The sequence below is a fragment of the uncultured Sulfitobacter sp. genome (assembly GCF_964021855.1).
Lineage (GTDB): Bacteria > Pseudomonadota > Alphaproteobacteria > Rhodobacterales > Rhodobacteraceae > Sulfitobacter.
Window position 1 is genome coordinate 20057 of sequence record NZ_CAXHZD010000008.1, and the last position, 17116, is coordinate 37172.

19 protein-coding genes are annotated in these 17116 nt (G+C 52.0%); 2 read left to right on the forward strand and 17 right to left on the reverse strand.

Annotated elements, in window-relative coordinates:
- Positions 1 to 169: 169 nt before the first annotated feature.
- The 8 genes from AADJ11_RS18170 to AADJ11_RS18205 all read right to left on the reverse strand — a co-directional run bounded on the left by AADJ11_RS18170 (position 170) and on the right by AADJ11_RS18205 (position 7439).
- Positions 170 to 727, reverse strand: a complete 558-nt coding sequence (locus tag AADJ11_RS18170; RefSeq protein WP_341235848.1) for a hypothetical protein — start codon at positions 725 to 727, stop codon at positions 170 to 172.
- 2 nt (positions 728 to 729) lie between these two features.
- A complete protein-coding gene (locus AADJ11_RS18175; protein WP_341235849.1) occupies positions 730 to 1320 on the reverse strand; it encodes a ComF family protein in 591 nt (196 codons plus the stop codon).
- Positions 1321 to 1464: 144 nt separating this feature from the next.
- Positions 1465 to 2040 (reverse strand): hypothetical protein, encoded by a 576-nt coding sequence (locus AADJ11_RS18180; protein WP_341235850.1) that lies wholly within the window; start codon positions 2038 to 2040, stop codon positions 1465 to 1467.
- 62 nt (positions 2041 to 2102) lie between these two features.
- Complete coding sequence (locus AADJ11_RS18185; RefSeq protein ID WP_341235851.1) at positions 2103 to 3002, reverse strand: hypothetical protein; 900 nt, start codon at positions 3000 to 3002, stop codon at positions 2103 to 2105.
- A gap of 303 nt (positions 3003 to 3305) precedes the next feature.
- A complete protein-coding gene (locus tag AADJ11_RS18190; RefSeq protein ID WP_341235852.1) occupies positions 3306 to 4571 on the reverse strand; it encodes an XRE family transcriptional regulator in 1266 nt (421 codons plus the stop codon).
- On the reverse strand, positions 4546 to 5262 hold the full coding sequence (locus AADJ11_RS18195; protein ID WP_341235853.1) for a hypothetical protein: 717 nt from the start codon (positions 5260 to 5262) through the stop codon (positions 4546 to 4548). Before AADJ11_RS18195 ends, AADJ11_RS18190 begins: the two co-directional genes overlap by 26 nt.
- A gap of 485 nt (positions 5263 to 5747) precedes the next feature.
- Positions 5748 to 7157: a DUF2235 domain-containing protein gene (locus tag AADJ11_RS18200; protein WP_341235854.1), complete on the reverse strand. Its 1410-nt coding sequence runs from the start codon at positions 7155 to 7157 to the stop codon at positions 5748 to 5750.
- A 93-nt stretch (positions 7158 to 7250) separates the two neighbouring features.
- A complete protein-coding gene (locus AADJ11_RS18205; RefSeq protein ID WP_341235855.1) occupies positions 7251 to 7439 on the reverse strand; it encodes a DUF1508 domain-containing protein in 189 nt (62 codons plus the stop codon).
- Positions 7440 to 7545: 106 nt separating this feature from the next.
- Here AADJ11_RS18205 and AADJ11_RS18210 point away from each other — a divergent pair, with 106 nt between their 5' ends.
- Entirely contained in the window at positions 7546 to 7878 is a 333-nt protein-coding gene (locus AADJ11_RS18210) for a helix-turn-helix transcriptional regulator (RefSeq protein WP_341235856.1), read from the forward strand.
- Positions 7862 to 8656 carry an ImmA/IrrE family metallo-endopeptidase gene (locus tag AADJ11_RS18215; RefSeq protein WP_341235857.1) on the forward strand — a complete coding sequence of 265 codons (795 nt, stop codon included), beginning with the start codon at positions 7862 to 7864 and terminating at the stop codon, positions 8654 to 8656. Before AADJ11_RS18210 ends, AADJ11_RS18215 begins: the two co-directional genes overlap by 17 nt.
- Positions 8657 to 8883: 227 nt before the next feature.
- Here AADJ11_RS18215 and AADJ11_RS18220 read toward each other — a convergent pair whose 3' ends face one another.
- The 9 genes from AADJ11_RS18220 to AADJ11_RS18260 form a co-directional block, all read right to left on the reverse strand.
- Positions 8884 to 9447, reverse strand: a complete 564-nt coding sequence (locus tag AADJ11_RS18220) for an isoprenylcysteine carboxylmethyltransferase family protein (protein ID WP_341235858.1) — start codon at positions 9445 to 9447, stop codon at positions 8884 to 8886.
- A 245-nt stretch (positions 9448 to 9692) separates the two neighbouring features.
- Positions 9693 to 10682, reverse strand: a complete 990-nt coding sequence (locus tag AADJ11_RS18225; protein ID WP_341235859.1) for an ATPase, T2SS/T4P/T4SS family — start codon at positions 10680 to 10682, stop codon at positions 9693 to 9695.
- On the reverse strand, positions 10682 to 12178 hold the full coding sequence (locus tag AADJ11_RS18230) for a TrbI/VirB10 family protein (protein ID WP_341235860.1): 1497 nt from the start codon (positions 12176 to 12178) through the stop codon (positions 10682 to 10684). The genes AADJ11_RS18225 and AADJ11_RS18230 overlap by 1 nt, the downstream gene beginning before the upstream one ends.
- A 1-nt stretch (position 12179) precedes the next feature.
- The gene (locus tag AADJ11_RS18235) at positions 12180 to 12920 is read right to left on the reverse strand and encodes a TrbG/VirB9 family P-type conjugative transfer protein (protein ID WP_341235861.1); all 741 of its coding nucleotides are present in this window, start codon (positions 12918 to 12920) and stop codon (positions 12180 to 12182) included.
- A gap of 2 nt (positions 12921 to 12922) precedes the next feature.
- Positions 12923 to 13579: a type IV secretion system protein gene (locus AADJ11_RS18240; protein ID WP_341235862.1), complete on the reverse strand. Its 657-nt coding sequence runs from the start codon at positions 13577 to 13579 to the stop codon at positions 12923 to 12925.
- 28 nt (positions 13580 to 13607) lie between these two features.
- Positions 13608 to 14615, reverse strand: a complete 1008-nt coding sequence (locus tag AADJ11_RS18245; protein WP_341235863.1) for a type IV secretion system protein — start codon at positions 14613 to 14615, stop codon at positions 13608 to 13610.
- Between the two features lie 2 nt (positions 14616 to 14617).
- Entirely contained in the window at positions 14618 to 15121 is a 504-nt protein-coding gene (locus AADJ11_RS18250) for a hypothetical protein (RefSeq protein ID WP_341235864.1), read from the reverse strand.
- Positions 15118 to 15918 (reverse strand): type IV secretion system protein, encoded by an 801-nt coding sequence (locus AADJ11_RS18255; protein ID WP_341235865.1) that lies wholly within the window; start codon positions 15916 to 15918, stop codon positions 15118 to 15120. Before AADJ11_RS18255 ends, AADJ11_RS18250 begins: the two co-directional genes overlap by 4 nt.
- A complete protein-coding gene (locus AADJ11_RS18260) occupies positions 15908 to 17014 on the reverse strand; it encodes a lytic transglycosylase domain-containing protein (RefSeq protein ID WP_341235866.1) in 1107 nt (368 codons plus the stop codon). The genes AADJ11_RS18255 and AADJ11_RS18260 overlap by 11 nt, the downstream gene beginning before the upstream one ends.
- Between the last annotated feature and the right edge of the window lie 102 nt (positions 17015 to 17116).

Genomic DNA, 17116 nt, shown 5'->3' on the forward strand with positions numbered 1-17116 from the left:
ACTGGTCCCTGCCCCGGTAGGTCATCGCTTTACGGATCAAATTTTCACATATTGAATATTATGCGACTTTGATCAGACGATAAGATTCTCCGTGAAAGTCCGACATGAGCAAGTAGAGGTGTCACCCTCGCCTGAAAGTGGAAGCCAGATTGCTGGAAATTTAAGTGAGTCAGATAGCCATATTAGATTGAATACCAGCCAACTGACTGACACGCTCGCCAAGACGTATCTTCCGATCAGCTGTCTTTCTCGCACCGTCACTCATGAAGCTTACCAGATCGAGAACATCACCACCCTGCTTCACGTTCAGGAATTTTGTTTCTCTATTCACAAAAACGACACTCTTTTTACCCTGTGATAACAGCTCGAAAACATTGCTTAATGTGCCTGTGCTGGCAGCGTCCCAAAGCATCAGACCAAACTCTGCACGTTCAGCCATTTCGATATCTTTGGCAGTGAAATAGGCTCTGGTTCCAGGTTGGGCCGAAGACTTAACTCGGTGGACCTTCCAGTCGCCAAGGTTGTTCCTTGGCATTTCACCAGTGCAGAACACAGTCACATCTGATGCAGATTGAGCAAGAAGTTCGGCTTGGATCGATGCGTCCGCCCCGTTCGCGTCGCCGACGATAACCGGCATTCCTTCGCGGACAATGTTTGCGATACGCTCTACGAACAGCGGATGAAGGCGCTTGATCTTGATTGAACCTGCGATGAATACTGTCTGCATCGTTATCTCCATGTCAGGGCGGCCACGTATACATTTCCGATCTTACTATAGCCCGAAAGTAGTTCACAAACAGCCTCCATTGTTGCCCCAGAATGATAGAGATCATCCACTATCAAAGCATTCCAAGTTCCATCGTTGCCGATCCTTTTTTGGAGAAGGAAACGGCCCCTTAAGGTCTCTTCTTTTTCTTCCTTAGTACTCATATTCTTAAGCGAGTTTGAGTTTGCGGCTACTGCTGACTTGATGATCATGTCGTCGAAAAAAGGTGCCTTGATACGTTCTGCAATCGCTGCCGCGACCTCATGAACGGGTTGCCGGTTGCGTGCATTTGAGGCTGGAGCAGGGACCACCAAGCCGATCTTACCCAAATGAGGGAGGATGTACTTGATGACGGCTTTTGCCAGCGGCTGGACTTGATCGAAATCCTGCCTGTACTTGAGCTGGTAAACTGCCTCGCCTGCTTCTGTTCTGACAGTGTCAAACGTCGCATAACCTTGTTCGTTGTGGCCGGTGAATGTGCTACTGGCAGTATGCTTATCGAGAGCATAGCCATCTTCCCAGTTCCCTGCGATTTTCTTAATGCGTACCTTCAAAATCGCGTCTCCCTAAATCGATATCACGGATAATCAGTACTGACGTTGCTTTCATCCGGTAAATGACCGCATCTGTCGGAAATTTAATTCTAGATGAACCAGCGGTCGTTTTTGCAGGGCGCGAGAGCCCACACAAGTTGTGATTTATGCTCGGTGCATGCGCTCAACAAGGTAGTGGAGTCCTGGAAGGGTCACGACAAGCAAACTAGAGATTATCCATAAATAAATCGCCCAAGCAATATATCCTACTACACTCATGATGGTTTGCGCCCAAAGCGCGGCTGGTTGCGTTACCGTCAAATGGACTTGAAGCACTCCAAAGACATAAAGGATGATTGCCAGGGTGGCGCAGTATCCGAAAATGATTGCCAGAAACCGCCGTCTGGTCAGCGTCTCTTTGATTTCATTGCCCTTGCGAACAGATGTAAGGGTTGGGGCTCTGCCCCTCATGATTTGATCTAGGTTCTCATTTGCAAAGCTCGAAACTGCTGCCAAGGCTGCAATATAGAACCCGACTAAAATGCCCATCAAGGCGTTGACATCTCCAATCAACTTCGACTGATCAAAACTAACGAACTGATGGCCCCAGAATAGGAAGCCACCAAAGGTCACGGCGAAAAAGATAGACGGATAAATCCATTGATACCAAAAAATATCAGCGCTTCGGAGACGTAAGAACGAGAATACGGTGAAGACCTTGGTATGTTTCTGAAGGGCCATTTCAACCGCCCACTGCGTCGGCGACTGCGATCATCTTCTCAACCATGTCTTGGCGGAACGCCTCATAGCGTTGCGTTAGGGGGGGGGTCGAATTCATTGACGATTTCGTTCTGCACAAATGCCTGTTCAAGAATTTCATCGCCGTTGTGGTGCACTTCAGTTCGTTTGATTTGGCCATTTGCAGCCTTGATCCTAACAAAAATCTGCGTGTCATCAGCACCACCTCTGAAGCCACCCAAGAATCCGCCAATACGTCCAAAAATCGTTTGCGCTTGGTCTTCGGTGACACGTTTTTTCACCTCCCACCCTGCTTCATGGACGATCTCTTCCACAATTGGATCTTCATCCAACCCATCTTCGTGATTTTCTTCGTGTCCAATGAACTCAATGTCCTGAAGCGTCCCCGTCCTCAACGCCTCACGGATAGTCTTGGATTGATGACCATCAATCTCGAAGACTGGCCGAAACCGCTTAGATTCACCGTCATCATCCTGAGCCTCTTTTTCGTATAGCGCGCTCTTACAAACCCAAGTCAGATGATCCTTGACCGAAGATAGGTAAATGCCTGGCACCTTCTCGATCAAGATCAAATGCCGCCCAAACTGATCGCCCGTCTTCTTTATCAGAATGTGGGCAGCATAGTGACCACCTTCATCTTCATCCTTTTCAATGTCTCGTGTTTCCTTGGTTTCGAAATGTAGGAATGAAACCCCAGTTACGTTTTTGTCTCCAACCTGAAGGATCATCCGGTAGTAATCGTCATCTTCAGCCAGATCAGCACACCACATCAGCCGCGAATTTTTCGCATATGGACGATGTACATCCTCACGGGCAATCCGATCCGTTAGCGCCGCTAGCAAGTCACCTATTTCGAATGCCGGTGCATAATGCGGGGCGTTTGCACGATTCCTGATTGCCAGATTGCCGACCACAATCCACCGGTAGTTTGAGGGTAATGCCATTCCAATGTCCTTCGATACTCAATCAATATTCAGTTTAGGAAGCCCTCAAATAATTTTTATATCCGCTGGGCTCAGCGTGACCTCCGCCGAAATTGGCTTAGGCTTCGTAGAAATTGGCCTCGTCAAAAGGACATTCATCACGCATCATGACTGCTCCGCGTTTTAAGGAACTTTCTTCCGTTCCAAAGACCTCAACCGAGTGGCGGCATCGGGAGCATGTAATAATAAGCCCCGGCACTGATCCGTAGTCGCCATCCAAGTCCTCCTCCAAAACGTCGATGGATACACGCACGTCTTATCCCCTCAAGGTTGTTCGCGTCGGAAAAATGAGATGACAGAGCCGCCTGCAGGGGGCTCTGTTCCGCGCGGAGTAGCGGGTTTCAGTGTCAAAGGCACCACATCGCCTGTGTTCTTTGTAAACCAGCCAGATGGCAGATTGGCAATGTTTTCAATGTCGCCCGGATGCATGGTGAATTCGACCGATAGCAAGTCTTCCTTCGTGCGCGTTCCGGAATCTACTATCAAGTAAAGCGCATCGCGTAGCATACGTGGTTTTGTAACAGCCCATTCCCTGTCCATAGGTTCTTGTCTACTCCAACCTTTGGCAGAATATGTTTTGTAAAGCTGGGTGCCGTGGTCTGGGGGGATGATCTCAAGGTCGAGCAGGCGTTTGATCTGTGCCTTTACCGAAACGCGCCAGCGCTCTTTCAGTGACAGCAGTCCAGCAAGGGAGAAATTCGGAACTTCAGGTACATAAGTGGTTTGTGGCATCAGAAAGGCGCTTGCGAACCGGAATGCTTGCCGTTCGATTTCTTTCAGATCATCACGCAAAGAACCGGCGCTAACACCTTTGTGAAGGACTGCGTGACCAAGTTCATGCGCCGCATCCATTTGTCTGCGTGGTAGATTCATTTTGTCAGATGCCAATAGGATGTGTGGCCTGTCTTCAGCCTTTGACCAGCTACATACACCGTCGAGTTTCGACGTTCCCATTTCAATTGAACCGACAACGCACCCAATCTTTTCTAGAACCGCTACAACATTGGTGCATGGCCCCTGCCCCAACTGCCAATGAGTCCGCAAGTCGCCAGCAATATCCTCAATGTCCTCATCTCGGAGCTGCTTATAACTAGAGCCGCCGAGCATGTCAGGAATGTCCAGTTCGGGATAGTCCACGTAATGCTGTAAGACATCGCTTATCTCATGTAGCCAGTTCACCTGGGATTTTTGATACTCGCGGTCACGCTTCAGTGTGCTGGCCAATTTACGGTAAAACATGGGCCTCGAGCTATCGAATACAGGCCGAAGGAAAAACTCTCGTCTCACCCGCAGTGCTTTAGCCAACTCGGACAATGCTTCTGCTTCAGGGGCTTGCTTCCCTGTTTCCCAACGCGACACAGAACTCGGATTTACGCCCAAAATACGCGCCAGTTCTTTCATGCTTTGAATCCGCCGCGCTGCGCGGGCTTCAACTAAACGTTCTGGCACAAAGCCAGGTGTTCCCACTCGCATCATTCTCTCCCGTCGGTGCTTATCGCACCAGCTATGCCTTGCCGTCTTCTTCGTCATCCAAAGATGGCGTTTCGGGCGGCATAAAGGTCTTCATTGTGCTTTTCAGGCGGACAGCGCCGCTGGAAGGCAACGCTGGGGGCGTCGGGAATGGCGAGCTGGATTCCGAAACGTCACCGTCGTCCGCAAGGTACTGATCGATCCGTTCATAAAATAGATATTGATCGTAATTTGAATCCACTACGCCAATGGCAAGTTCCTCTATTTTCCCAGCCTGTTCACGGTCGCGAGAAAAGAGAAACAAAATACAAATATCCCCAGCTTTAGGGCCTTTGCCGTCAAGGTCGAAATGTGGCGAGATATGGTAATTTAGGGTCACCCCGGCCAACCTTGATTTGTTTTTGGTAGGCAGTTTGCTTGGTTCTGGCATGGCAGCAAGGCCAATAATGAAACCTTGGCTCGCATGCTCGAAACGCATAAATGGCTGAAAAACCTTAAAGTCCGTGCCGGGAATGATTCCGCCTGCAAGTAAAGCGCCTCCGTGGAGTTCGCAAACTTCCTGAAAACCCTTTTCCATCATGTGGAAGCGCGACATTCCTTCAAGCCGCCGTCCGCGAAGTTGATCAAGGCCGGAGTGATCTTGGATCATCCGATGTGCCTTGAGTGCCTCGCCACGCAGGCGATCCTCAAGATCAATTATAAGGCCGCGATAAATGGCGACAGGAAAGCGGGTCTTCACAAAATCGCCCATGGTTGCTCCGATTCTACAGTATTGCGTTATGAGGGATTTAGTATGGAAAAAATTGCGTTAAGTCAATGATGCTTGTTACTCAAAACTGCGGATCATCTCGCCCAACCATCTCTCATTATAAACTTCTGCATGCAGGGCACAGCGCATAACTCAGACGCTATCGACAACGAGCTAACGATCCGAAGAACACACGCTATGCTTCGAATTTCGAAAGACTTGGCCAGATAAAGGCGCACTACGATACCGACGATCACTTCGTGATTTCATCTGATGCACATCGGTGCCTTTTCACGAACACCAGCGAAATTCTACGTCATCAACGAGCAGCGGGAATACAAAAGGTTCAGTTCGGAACCTGAGATTTTTGCTTACCATTTTGGGAACTCCCTATCCTAACGCGCAAGTCTTGGAAGGGGCAAACCAGACGTGCCGCATTGCCAAGTCTACTGACCATATCAAGTCAGCCTTTTCGGACGCATGGCCACTCAGTCGAGAAAGCTTCCTGCTTTGCTGTGTCCCTTAAGGTTTGCGGGCCGATAAGCTTTGGATTCGTTAATGTGAGGCACCTCGTCTGCGTCTAAGCGTTCAAATACTGTCGGGTGCAATTTCGCATCTACATGAACCCGTCGGGTCTTCGCCGACCACGTAAGTTTACGTCGAAGCCAATCAGGTATGAATCTTGGCCACATCTGGGCTGTACTTAACACCTCGTCATGCTGCAGTCCTTTCACGTCTGGTGAAGTTACAAGCAGCTCTTTTTGGATATGCACTTCTGGAACTGCTTGCTGGAATTCATCAATCATCCATTGCAGTGCTACATCTGAAAGCCGAGACTCTGATTCAGGATAACTACCGCCGATATCTGAATGATTGCCACTGAACCAAACCTGCTCCAACCAAGCTGGGTTCAAATGCGCATTTTTCCGATAGTCGTCTTTATGCCCCCATCCAACACGGGGAAAGCTCTTACGATTTTCGTCGATTGAAATGGCATGGCGGGCAAAGCGCACCAGATTATCGAGAAACTTATCATAATTCTTTAAATTCCATGAAGCAAAATGCCACGATGTTATCCGCCCACCGGGCACCTCACGAAAATACTTAATCTGGCTTTTTGTGGTCACTACCACCCAGTAAAGGGCAATCAAAGACATCGCCGTGAGTGGGACGGTCAACAACCATGTCCAATCATTCCACCAACCGACGGCAGTGGTCGCCCAAAGCATCAAACCACCTGCCATTGTGACCCATTGGGCTTTACGTGAACCAAGGGCTGCCACGGTATCAAAAACGCCGACGAAATCGGGCTGAACGTTGCCCTGAGACTCGCCGTCCATGCCCGTGCCGTTCGAATGATACTTGTTCCGGAACCGCTCCGCTTTGGCTTCCCGCTCAGGAAAATACGTTCTACGGTCTTTACCTGCGCCATGATTATAAACATATTTGACTGCATCTTCAGCGATTTTACGAAGCCTTGGCCCGTTAGTTGGGACTGCACTGCCATCCGCCATTCTGGTGGGGACACCGCACAGATTCATCACGTTGGCCACACATCGAACCGTGTATGCGCCACGACTAAAGCCAAACAGGCAAACCCGATCACCCTCTTCGTAGTTCGCAATAATGGCCTCGTAACAATCGATGATATTCTCGTCGATCCCGCTGCCAACAGCAGACGCGAAAAAGTTTCGCGTGCGTTTGAAAGTTAACCCACCAGCTTCACCGGCTCCAAGTCCTGGGTCATAGAACGCGACCTGTTCCATAGGTGAAATTGAAGAATTTGGACCCGGCCGCATCGCTCGGTACATCTTGTAAATATTCGACAACCGTTGATCTGGCCTCAGCCCACCAACCTGCCCCGTTCCATCCGAGAATATCAATATGGTCTTAGGCATCTTGGTCTCCAACTGATCAGAATTAACAATACAAAACGATATATACCGCAAGAGAAGTGCTACGCGACTGGGAGGTAGCCGCGTAGCCCGTTGTTACGACGGCGTGCATGTCATTCCGTTGCGTTGCGCATTTGCGATGCAATCGGATTTGTTGACATAGCCCTCAGTAGCCGCGCCAACGACGTTGCCATTTGATGCCGTACGACGCCAGCGCCATTGGTTTGCCGCGTCTTTGTAGATTTCCCATTTATCGCCATTTGAGGCTTTGCAGGTCTCTGTCATTTGTAGTGCTCCATATAGGTTTAATTAAGTATAGCGAACGCTACACTTGAGCTCTGATATAGTCATCGCTATACTTCTGTCAACTGAAGTTAGAGAGAAATTTCCTATGGCCGAAAAATTTGGCGCAAAGCTCCGAAAATTGCGGACGTCCAAAAATTTGACCCTTGAAGAGCTGGCAACTGTTATTGGGTCTTCGAAGGCTTATGTCTGGCAACTTGAGAACAAAGAGCATGCCAAGCCATCTGCAGAGCTTTTGCTTAAGATTGCTAACCACTTCAGTGAATCCCCAGAGTATTTTTTGGATGATACGCAGATGGAACCCTCAGACAGGCACGTCGGGCAGGTTGAAGACGCTTTTTTCAGAAAATTCAAAAAGCTGTCTGAAAGTGACAAGCGTACAATTGAAAGGATAGCTTCAGGTTTTGACGACGAAGATTAGTAGACCTCCAATTAAGGAGGCGAACCGCCTTACACGGCTTTGGCAGGACCACGGCCCAAACACTTACCCCCTGGATATTTCAGCGCTGATCGATGGCGCACTCCAGAATAGCGATTTTAGCGGAGAGCTGAAAACCAAGATTGATGGCTATGACTCTTTTGAAGGGTGTCTGGTAAAAACAAAGAACACAGAAAAGTGGACGATTTTGCTGAACTCTGAGATTGAGAACAAGCGCCGCCAACGCTTCACTTACGCTCATGAGCTAGGACACTTCATGTGTCATCGGAATGTGCGAGATTGCTTTGAAGACAGTCACGAGACGCTGAATAACTTCCAAGATGAGGTGGAAAATGAGGCAAACGTTTTTGCGTCATGGCTCCTCATGCCTGCCAATCTGCTGAGAGCCGAGTTCAGTTGTATCGGATGGAACACGGCATCCTTGTGTGAGATCGGAAATCGCTTTGAATGCTCCCTTCAAGCCAGCGCTTTGAGATTTGTTGGAGTATCTAGCAAACCAACCGCTTTCATAGTGTCGCGTGATGGAATGATCATCTGGGGCTGTAAGAGCAAGTCAGCTCCGTTCATGACAGCGTATCGGTTTGGAGATGAATTACCAACGGGATCACATGCACTATCAGCGCAAGTGAGTGGCGAGAGATGCGAACTCCAACAGGACTCTGGAACTTCTTGGAACGAGCATCGGGCTGCGCAGGAAAGTCAGTATTTCGACTATTCTGGGCGTGGCTATCAATACACCTGCATCGAGTTTGAAGACTAGCAAGAGGTACATGGGCCAAAACTGGTAGGCCCGAGAGCTTGAAAGAACTGCCTGAGGATCCTCCGATGTTAAGTGCGGCACCCTCACGCACCTTACGCTAATTATGCACCTGAAATTTGCACCGCCTCAGTGACCTTGTTTTCAAGGCTAGTCTGAGCTGGTGCAAAACTCATGCAATTCGTTCCAAAGGCGGAGACCGGTCGTTCGTGCGGTGCGCAGCGAAGGTGTCAAAAGAACCTTCGAACTTTACGGCAGAATTCGGTAAATGGTTCGCCATATTCCTCAAGTAGCCAACGTTCTTCGAGAAAGATGGCTACCAGATAGAGCAACGCCCAGAAACACAGCGTTGCAGCTATGAATGGGGTAGGTACAAGAAGCGCCCATCCTGCAAGCCCAAACCATGTGGCGATGTAAATCGGGTTGCGTGAATATGCGAATATTCCGTCTGTCCTCAAACCTTCTTTTGACCCAAAAGCGTTTGCCCACCCGAGCGCCCCCGTCGCCCAGAAGGCGATAATAAATCCACACAAAAGAAAAATGATAGCGGCTATGTTTACTGACGTCGAAGATTGCAGCCCATCCTGCCAAAGATAGATGATGGAAGCGATAACCAATCCATAAACCATGATCCGAAAAAGCGTCATGAACAATATTTTCTTCCACGGTTCGTTCTTTGGTGGCGGCCAAAACTTGAAGCCTGGATTTATCATCTCCACAGTGGCGAACGTCAACAAGATCAGGCTTGAAATGCAGGCCGCAATTGACAGGTTGAGAGCAAGATAAACTACCATAAGACAACTCTAGACTATGGCAGCAAACTAGCAACAACATGACGGTTGCTTTGTCTGCAGAGTGTGAGTTCATACACAGCGCAGCGAGTGTCCGGTCCGCCATTGGTGCAGCGAAAGTACACCTTAGCACCTCTGCCCCGCCGCGCCTACAACAGTGCTCTGGTTGGCCTGAAAAGGCTGAGCCACGGGAACAATAGAGCTCGGCTAGTTACGATAACAGGAATTTTTGGAACTTAGCCGCCGTCCTAAACAGCCTCCATCCCTGGCAAGTAAAGTTCAACTACACCGCGCTTGCCTGCGATGCGTCCCAGTTGAATGACAACGTCGATACTAGACGCACAGTAGCGACGCACTTCTTCGAAAGTCATGTTAATTCCCACAGACATAATCATGAGTGCTAACCGGTCGATTGCTTTGGGTGCGGTATCCGCGTGGATGGTTGTAAATGATCCGCCATGGCCTGTGTTTATAGCATCTAGAAACGTCTTGCTTTCTTCGCCGCGAATTTCCCCGAGGATAATCCGATCAGGCCGCATCCGAAGGGTGCCCTCAAGTAGCTTGGCCGGTGTTGTCTCCCCTGCTCCGCTTCTGCTGGCTTTCAAGCAGACAGAATTCTTCTGATCTGGAAACAGCTCGTAAGCATCTTCGATCGTAACAATACGCTCATTTTTGGACACAAGATCTAGGAGACCCCGCGCAAATGTCGTCTTCCCTGTCGATGTTCCACCTGAAACCAGAATGTTCAGCCGATCTTCGACACAAACCGACATTGCGCCGGCAATGTCACCAAGCCCTGCGCATTGCGACACTTTCTCGGCCCGCTCTTTGCGTATGGCATCAAGATCGACGAGCTTGCCGTGCAACAGAACCGCTTTCTCCAAGGAAACCTTTCTCTGGCTGTAGGACCGCAGTGTGATGGCCGTGCCGCCCTCGACCACGGGGGACGAGACCACCTGCGCGCGCAATGGCCTATCCTCAAAGATGACCTTTCCAGAGAAGATTGGTTTTTTCTCAGAAAACTGCGCTCCGACCGCTGAGGCGATCGACATCCCAAGATTATTGGCCTCTTCAGCTGCAAACTTGTGAGCCTGATGCTCAATCATGAACTCACCGCCTTGGCGCTCGATCCAGACGCTGCCGTTCGGGTTCACTGCCACTTCAACGATTTCTGGATCCTGCAAGACACCTGCGATTGGTTCCAGGTAGCTTTGCAAAAACGACGTTGGGCCCGGCATCAGTAGAATTCCAGATCTCTGTCCACCATGACCGTGATCTGCGCACCCTGCTCAACTGCAATGATTGGCGGAAGCCCTGCATATTCGTTCACAATGCTTGCCGTCGCGCTGGAAAAGTTATCGGCGACATTCTCCGCCGTCTCGGCGCGTAACTCGTTCGACGTTGAACTGGCCGCGATGGCTGGAGCCGCCCCGATCAGCGAAATCAATGCTGCCCCGCCGAACCGTTGCGCAAACCGCGTGTTCACCCGTCCAGTGATCCCGGACCGACCCTGATCGTCACCCCCGAAGGCGGAGATCTGAACGGATTGCCCATCGGGGGTCACAAGGCGTGTCCAGCCTACAAGAATGCGTGCCTGCCCCAGCGATACGTCCGAGCTGTATTGGCCGATAAGAAGTGATCCAGGTGGGATCAACACTCGCGTCCCGTCGAAGGCGTAGACCGGATAACTCACCATTGCCGTCACAGCACCAGGTAGGCTTGAATCAACAGCGTTCTCTAATGTTGCTTGGATCATCGTCCCCTGCAGCACCGTGTTGGATGGGTTTGCAATCGCTTCTGCTTGGGTCACATCAGCCGCTATGCCGCCGTTTGCAACAAAGTCCCTGTTTCGTTGATCTGCCGACTGAGGATCAATATCTCTGGTGCCAGCCGCGTTTGCCTGATCCTCCGACCCGCCAGACGACCCTTCATCAAAAACAACGGAATCCGACTTGATCCGAGCTTCCATCAGAGCATTCTGAGCTGCGCGTGCAGCGCGCAGCTCAGCGAGCCTTTCTTGTTCCCGTTGGCTTGCTGTCCGTTGTTCTTCCGCTGCAGCAGCGGCCGCCGCTTCATCTTCACGCCTCTGACGGTCTGTCTCGGCCTGAAGCCGCAAACGCTCAAGTTCCGCATCCTGCGCATTCGACGTCCCCGCAGCCACCAAGGCCGCCAAGTCAGCGTTCTGCTTTTGAAGGTCTTCGAGAAGGGTCGTCTGACTGGCTTGGCGGTCCATTGCCTCGGCCTCTGATTGGGCCAACCTGTTCTGGAAGCTGGTTTCTAGCTGCTCAACGGCTTCAGCATTCTGGGCCTGTGCGCGTTGCAGCGCATCCGCCAGCTGTTGCGCCATACTGTTGGATTCCGCCGCCGCCTCGTCAGCAATTCCTTTCAGCTGCGCTTGTAGGGCTTCCACCTGACCTGCAAGTGCTGCATTCCTGCCCTCAAGTTCAGCGCGTTGCTGGTCGAGTTGGTCGGTCAGAGGGCCGATGTCAAAGGTCGGCTGTTGGGTTTGGGGATTTTCACCGGGTTCGACACGGCCGAACCTGCTACCATCCTGCTCATCCTGAAACTCCTGGCTTTCAGACGTTTCCAGAACCGATGACAGCTGGGGGGCGATGATCGGATACCCAATAAGCCCGATGACAGCGGCCAAGATTACGCCCAAACCTAGTTTGCCAGCGCGCCCTATGCCAGATTTCTCTTCCGTTTTGACTTCATAATCCGGCTCACTCTCCATCTCAGAATTCCTTACTGTTCAGAACAGAAACGATTGCCTGGTCTCGGGTGTCACCACCGGTAACCCTCCTAATGCAAACAACGCGCTCGCCGATACGCACGGCGTATTCCGACTGCACGCCGGCCACTTTGATGATGCGCCCATTTGTTGTGGAGTTGACTGTTGTCTCGAACCCCGCCCCATTGATACCGAACACACTTGGTCGGACATCGCGAGGCATCTCGAAATAGGTATGTCTGCCATCGTTCCAGACACGTAGCGGGCGAAACGGTTCTTCTCCCGCGAATTGATACCCGATGTCCCTCACGCCTGTGGCCGCAGTCGGTGGCACAGAGCGCTCTTCTGGATATTCTATCACCACGCGGAACGTATGGGTGTTGCTGCGCCCTTCTGTCAGCAAAAACGACAATGTGCGTCGATTGGTATAGATCGTCATATTGCTTGATGCGCGTGGCACAACCGGCTTGACCGACACGGTGTTTCTGTTCGAGAGGACCTCGATTTCGTAGCTTTCGGAATCCCCCAGCAAAACCTGACTGATACGTTCGCCGCGTCCCAGCTCAATCGCAGTGTTGACCCGCAGATGTGTGTCGATACGGATCACATCAATGGGACTGTAGGTCACTTGGCGGACACGGGCATCAGCGCCCAAAGATCGAGGCGCACGCTCTGCCGAGGAGACCGTCGCAAGCGTCATCAGTGCGGCACCCAGCAGGCCTGTCCCAAGTTTGAACATGTTCATCTTCAGTTTTCCCCAAGTGTTTCCGCATCGACGCGATAGGTTGAGACAACAAACCCCAAGGGGTTTTCCCAAACACGTTGAAGCTGGCGTTCCCGCCGCGGTTCAAATTCAAATCCAATCGTTGCGACAAAGGCGCGAGTGACAGTCTGCTGCCGTGTCCGTCGCAACGTTTTTTCAAAACGCACTTGTGCAACCAGCGGCTCCAGGAAGTTGATCGCTTTGACTGTGATCGTGACCTCGGCCCCCTGCCCGTAAATGCGCGGCGGGTAGTCTTGGTTGTCACCACTGTCGGTCCATAGTTCGCGGAGTGCTCTTTGTGCAGAACCGATTGACCGCCGCTGGACGCTTTCCAGCCTTTGTTGAATACCCGCGAGAATAAAGCTCTCACGATCCGTCACATAGGCGACTAGCAGCGCCTGCTTGATGGCTTCCTCATCCTGAATACCGGTAGGTTGAACCTGTACGATGCGCTCCGCTTGTCCGGTTGTCTTATCAACCAGCACGGTGAACACCTCTGTTGTCCTGAGCGGCATCAACACGACCAGAGCAAGCCCAAGCAGAAACGCCAAAGCAACAGCCACCCATGCGACAATCCACGCCCGCCGCGCACTCCGGCGCGGTTCAAGGATCAGATCAATATCAAAGCCATGCTCGCTCAAACCGCACACCCCTCAATAGTAAGGTCAATCATTCTCTTTGCATCCTCTGTGCGAGTGAAATCACAGTGTTGGTGCTGGCAAATCCCGCCCGTCGCGGCGCTGTCGCGTCACGTGCCAAGGGTTTCCCCATCGCGCGTTCGGTAGCGCCTCTGGCAAAGCGTGCGCTAGAATCTGTGGTCGAGGCGACGCCGTATCCGAACGCTTTGCCTTGCGCATAGGTTGAGAATGCAATCGCACCGAGCCCAATGCCTGTTTGGGCCAAAGATTGCGCAATAGACGGAACCATCAACATCAGCCCGGCCCCGAGCATCATCACCACGATGAAGCTGACCATATCGCCAATGGTTTCCACCGTGCTCATATCGCTCGGTGTGACGGCGACTGCCGTGGCGATGGTAAATCCGGCCATGGCCGCGGCCAGCATCGGCACGAGCGCGAACCCCAAAGCGAGCTTCACATAGGCCTCAAAGAAGGGCGCGCTCTGTTTGAACATGGTCGACACAATGGCAAGCGGTGCAATGATGATCAGCACGCCAATCATCAGCTTTGCCGCCGCGATCACAATAATGCTGATCGTGGCCATCAAGGCAGAGATCAAAAACATCACGACGCCAGCAATTGCACCTGCCAGGTAAGACCCATTGGCGCTTATGGCGTTCCCAACATCGAGGCTTTCGCTGTAAAGATTGTCCAACCCGTCATAGAGGTCCGCGACGCCGCCACCCGTCACCGCCTCAAGAATGGTGGCCCCAAACCGCGATGGAGCTTCGGTGATCGCATCATATACCGCGAAGAAATTATTAAAGCTGGTGAGGAAAATTGCGACCACAACGATACGCAGCATCAAGCTGATGCCGTTGGGTACGGTCATCGGAATGGCTTGAATGGCAAGATTTATCCCTGTCAGCGCCACAACCAAGACCGCTGCGACCTGAAAGACGGGCACAACTGAGCCCGCCACAATTTCAAATGCGTCTGCCCCGATGCTCGCAACTGTGGCATCAACGCCTGACAATACGTCTTCGATCACGGCCATCTTCAGTTGGCTTCGCAGTTTGTTTGGCGGTGCGCCCTATGCGCGTCCGCAACCTGATTACCCATATCTCGCTGATAGTTGTTCAGAATTTCGTATTGCGCTTCATCCATGGTCGCCGCAGGCGCACCGGTCATCTGGAGTGCAAACGCGTCAAACGTCATAAGTTGTGTGAGGCAGCCGCAAGCCCCCATTTCAAGCTGTTGCTGCTTAAGGAACGTCACATAGGCCTTTCGCGCGAACCCCCATGCAAAGGGTCTGAAGGCCAAGATGCCAACGCGGTCCGGTTCACGATTGCAATCCTCTTCGCTCGTATCTGCAAAGAACAATAGCTGGCGGCTTTGCATCTCTTTCATGATTTTCAGCAACCGTTGGCTGTCGTCCTCATTGACTGCCTCCACGGCACTCTCTTGGAGTTGTTGCGGCGACAGGTCTGAAAATTCCTCAGCGGCAAGCGGCGAGGCGAGATGGATTGCAAAGATCAAAGTAAATATTGTGCGGGATATCATTCTGCTGCTCCCGAAAAATCAAAGAATGCGCGTTCTTTGGCCTGCTCTGCGGCCCAGTTGATCCCGTTCTGACCTGCTGCCAGACCCTGTGCTGCATTGAGCCGCCACATCTGCCCCAGCATGAAGTTGGTCTCGGCCGCCATGCGCGTGTTGAGATCGATGGATTCTTTCATCGTCTCCTGGTTGGCAATTTGACCCACCAGCCCATCAATTCGCTCGAGGCTCTGTCCCGCCTCTTCATAAGACAGTTGCGCTGCAGCGATCGCGGTCGCATTCGCTGCGGCAGTCTCCGCGATCAATCCATCAGCTGCGTTATCTGAGGATGAAAGGCCCTGCAGCCTTTCCTGCGTAAAGCCCGCACCCGCCAGCGTTTCGCGCATGGCATCAGCCGCGCGGCGTTCTCCCATTGTCACGTCGCCATCAAGCAGATTTTCCAACAGGCCATCAAAATCGCCAATAGCGAGTGCATCCCGGAAACCGCTAAGATCCGTAATTTTCGCGGCCCTACTGCGTATATCTTCAACCGAATTGTACAGCGCCGCGATGTCGTTCAATCCAGTTATTGACCCCAGGATATTTTCAAGGTTGGTCAATTGTTCTATCTGTAGCTCGACCTGCCGTTTTAGTTCTTCGATCTGCGCGATCTGGTTTTCTGCGTCGCGCAGCGCGGCCTGCAATTGCTCTACATTCTTTGCAAGATTGGTCCCGTCGATGACTGGAACACCTTGCGCGTGTACCGAGAGTGGCAGCAGCGTGAGTGCCAACCCCAGGAATGCCGCTTTGATACTAGCCTTCATCGGTGAACTCCCAAAATGTTGTGTATTGAAGGTTTTGCGCAGCGGTGTTCATGCCAGCCGCCGCTTCAACTTTGACGTGGGCCGCGCGCAATCTCAGAGTTAAAGCCATCAGCCTCGCCCGTTCGGCCATCATGTAGGTGTTGTGGTCGACGGCCTCTTTGGCCGATGTTGGCTCCGCTTGTCGCAACAATTCTGAGACGCGGCGCATCGCCTGATCCACCTGCCCGCTTTGATAGGCACCATATCCGGCAGAAGCATCCGCCCAATTCCCCCAAGCCGCACTCGCCCCGTCGATCCCATTGAGGGATCCAGTCATGTCTGCGCCGGTAATGATGCTCAGATATTCATCGTAATACCCACGGATCCGGCGCACATAATTTTGCGTCTCTTCAAATGGCGGTATGCCGCCATATTTGTTCACATTGCCCGGCCCAGCATTATAGGCCGCAAGGGCGTGGTCGATCCGGCCGAAGGTATTGAGCTGCGTGGCGATGTAGCGCGCGCCACCATCCAAGTTCTGCCATGGGTCTCTGGGATCAACGCCAAGATCGGCGGCAGTGCCAGGCATAAGTTGGCAAAATCCACGCGCACCTACATGGCTCACAGCCGCATTGTTGAAGCGGCTTTCCTGCTTGATCAAAGATTGGAACAGGATGCGCCATGTGGTCGGAGACAACCCAACTTTACGCACACCAGGGTGGTTCTCGTAGCGGGCCGCTGTGGTGATGATCATTTGTTCAACGGACGCGTTGTCTCCAAACAACCGCTGCTGGTCTGGATGGCTTTCTTCGATTGGGTAGGTCTCCGCAGCACTCGGGATACCGCTTCCACCCGTCTCGAAACCGGAGATGTCTGTGATGCCGGTTGTCTGCGCCAAAAACCGTTCAAAGGCGTCGAGCTGTTCTTGTTCCAGCGTACTTTGTTCGTCCCGCGTGGCGAGCTTTGTGCCCTGCTCGGTGAAATCCCTCGCGCGTTCCGAAAGCCGCGAGATCGCATTCGAGAGCCGGGTTCCATCGATGATGGGAACTCCCTGCCCCCAAACTGGGCCGCCAATCACAATCAGGAGGCATAGTTTTGCGAGACCAATGCACCTCATCTCAAAAGTCCACAAACCCACAGTCGTCAACGGGCGCTATCGCTGACAATGCCCCATGTAGCGACACGCTGGTTCCATCTCTGGTCACAAACGTATCGCTTA

Bases quoted from the DNA above. Each gene is read 5' to 3' on its own strand.
- AADJ11_RS18250 (WP_341235864.1), bottom strand. From the start codon at position 15,121: ATGATATCCCGCACAATATTTACTTTGATCTTTGCAATCCATCTCGCC.
- AADJ11_RS18220 (WP_341235858.1), bottom strand. From the start codon at position 9,447: ATGGTAGTTTATCTTGCTCTCAACCTGTCAATTGCGGCCTGCATTTCA.
- AADJ11_RS18185 (WP_341235851.1), bottom strand. From the start codon at position 3,002: ATGGCATTACCCTCAAACTACCGGTGGATTGTGGTCGGCAATCTGGCA.
- AADJ11_RS18225 (WP_341235859.1), bottom strand. From the start codon at position 10,682: ATGCCGGGCCCAACGTCGTTTTTGCAAAGCTACCTGGAACCAATCGCA.
- AADJ11_RS18180 (WP_341235850.1), bottom strand. From the start codon at position 2,040: ATGGCCCTTCAGAAACATACCAAGGTCTTCACCGTATTCTCGTTCTTA.
- AADJ11_RS18205 (WP_341235855.1), bottom strand. From the start codon at position 7,439: ATGACAGAGACCTGCAAAGCCTCAAATGGCGATAAATGGGAAATCTAC.
- AADJ11_RS18230 (WP_341235860.1), bottom strand. From the start codon at position 12,178: ATGGAGAGTGAGCCGGATTATGAAGTCAAAACGGAAGAGAAATCTGGC.
- AADJ11_RS18235 (WP_341235861.1), bottom strand. From the start codon at position 12,920: ATGAACATGTTCAAACTTGGGACAGGCCTGCTGGGTGCCGCACTGATG.
- AADJ11_RS18195 (WP_341235853.1), bottom strand. From the start codon at position 5,262: ATGGGCGATTTTGTGAAGACCCGCTTTCCTGTCGCCATTTATCGCGGC.
- AADJ11_RS18245 (WP_341235863.1), bottom strand. From the start codon at position 14,615: ATGGCCGTGATCGAAGACGTATTGTCAGGCGTTGATGCCACAGTTGCG.
- AADJ11_RS18210 (WP_341235856.1), top strand. From the start codon at position 7,546: ATGGCCGAAAAATTTGGCGCAAAGCTCCGAAAATTGCGGACGTCCAAA.
- AADJ11_RS18170 (WP_341235848.1), bottom strand. From the start codon at position 727: ATGCAGACAGTATTCATCGCAGGTTCAATCAAGATCAAGCGCCTTCAT.
- AADJ11_RS18200 (WP_341235854.1), bottom strand. From the start codon at position 7,157: ATGCCTAAGACCATATTGATATTCTCGGATGGAACGGGGCAGGTTGGT.
- AADJ11_RS18255 (WP_341235865.1), bottom strand. From the start codon at position 15,918: ATGAAGGCTAGTATCAAAGCGGCATTCCTGGGGTTGGCACTCACGCTG.
- AADJ11_RS18190 (WP_341235852.1), bottom strand. From the start codon at position 4,571: ATGACGAAGAAGACGGCAAGGCATAGCTGGTGCGATAAGCACCGACGG.
- AADJ11_RS18260 (WP_341235866.1), bottom strand. From the start codon at position 17,014: ATGAGGTGCATTGGTCTCGCAAAACTATGCCTCCTGATTGTGATTGGC.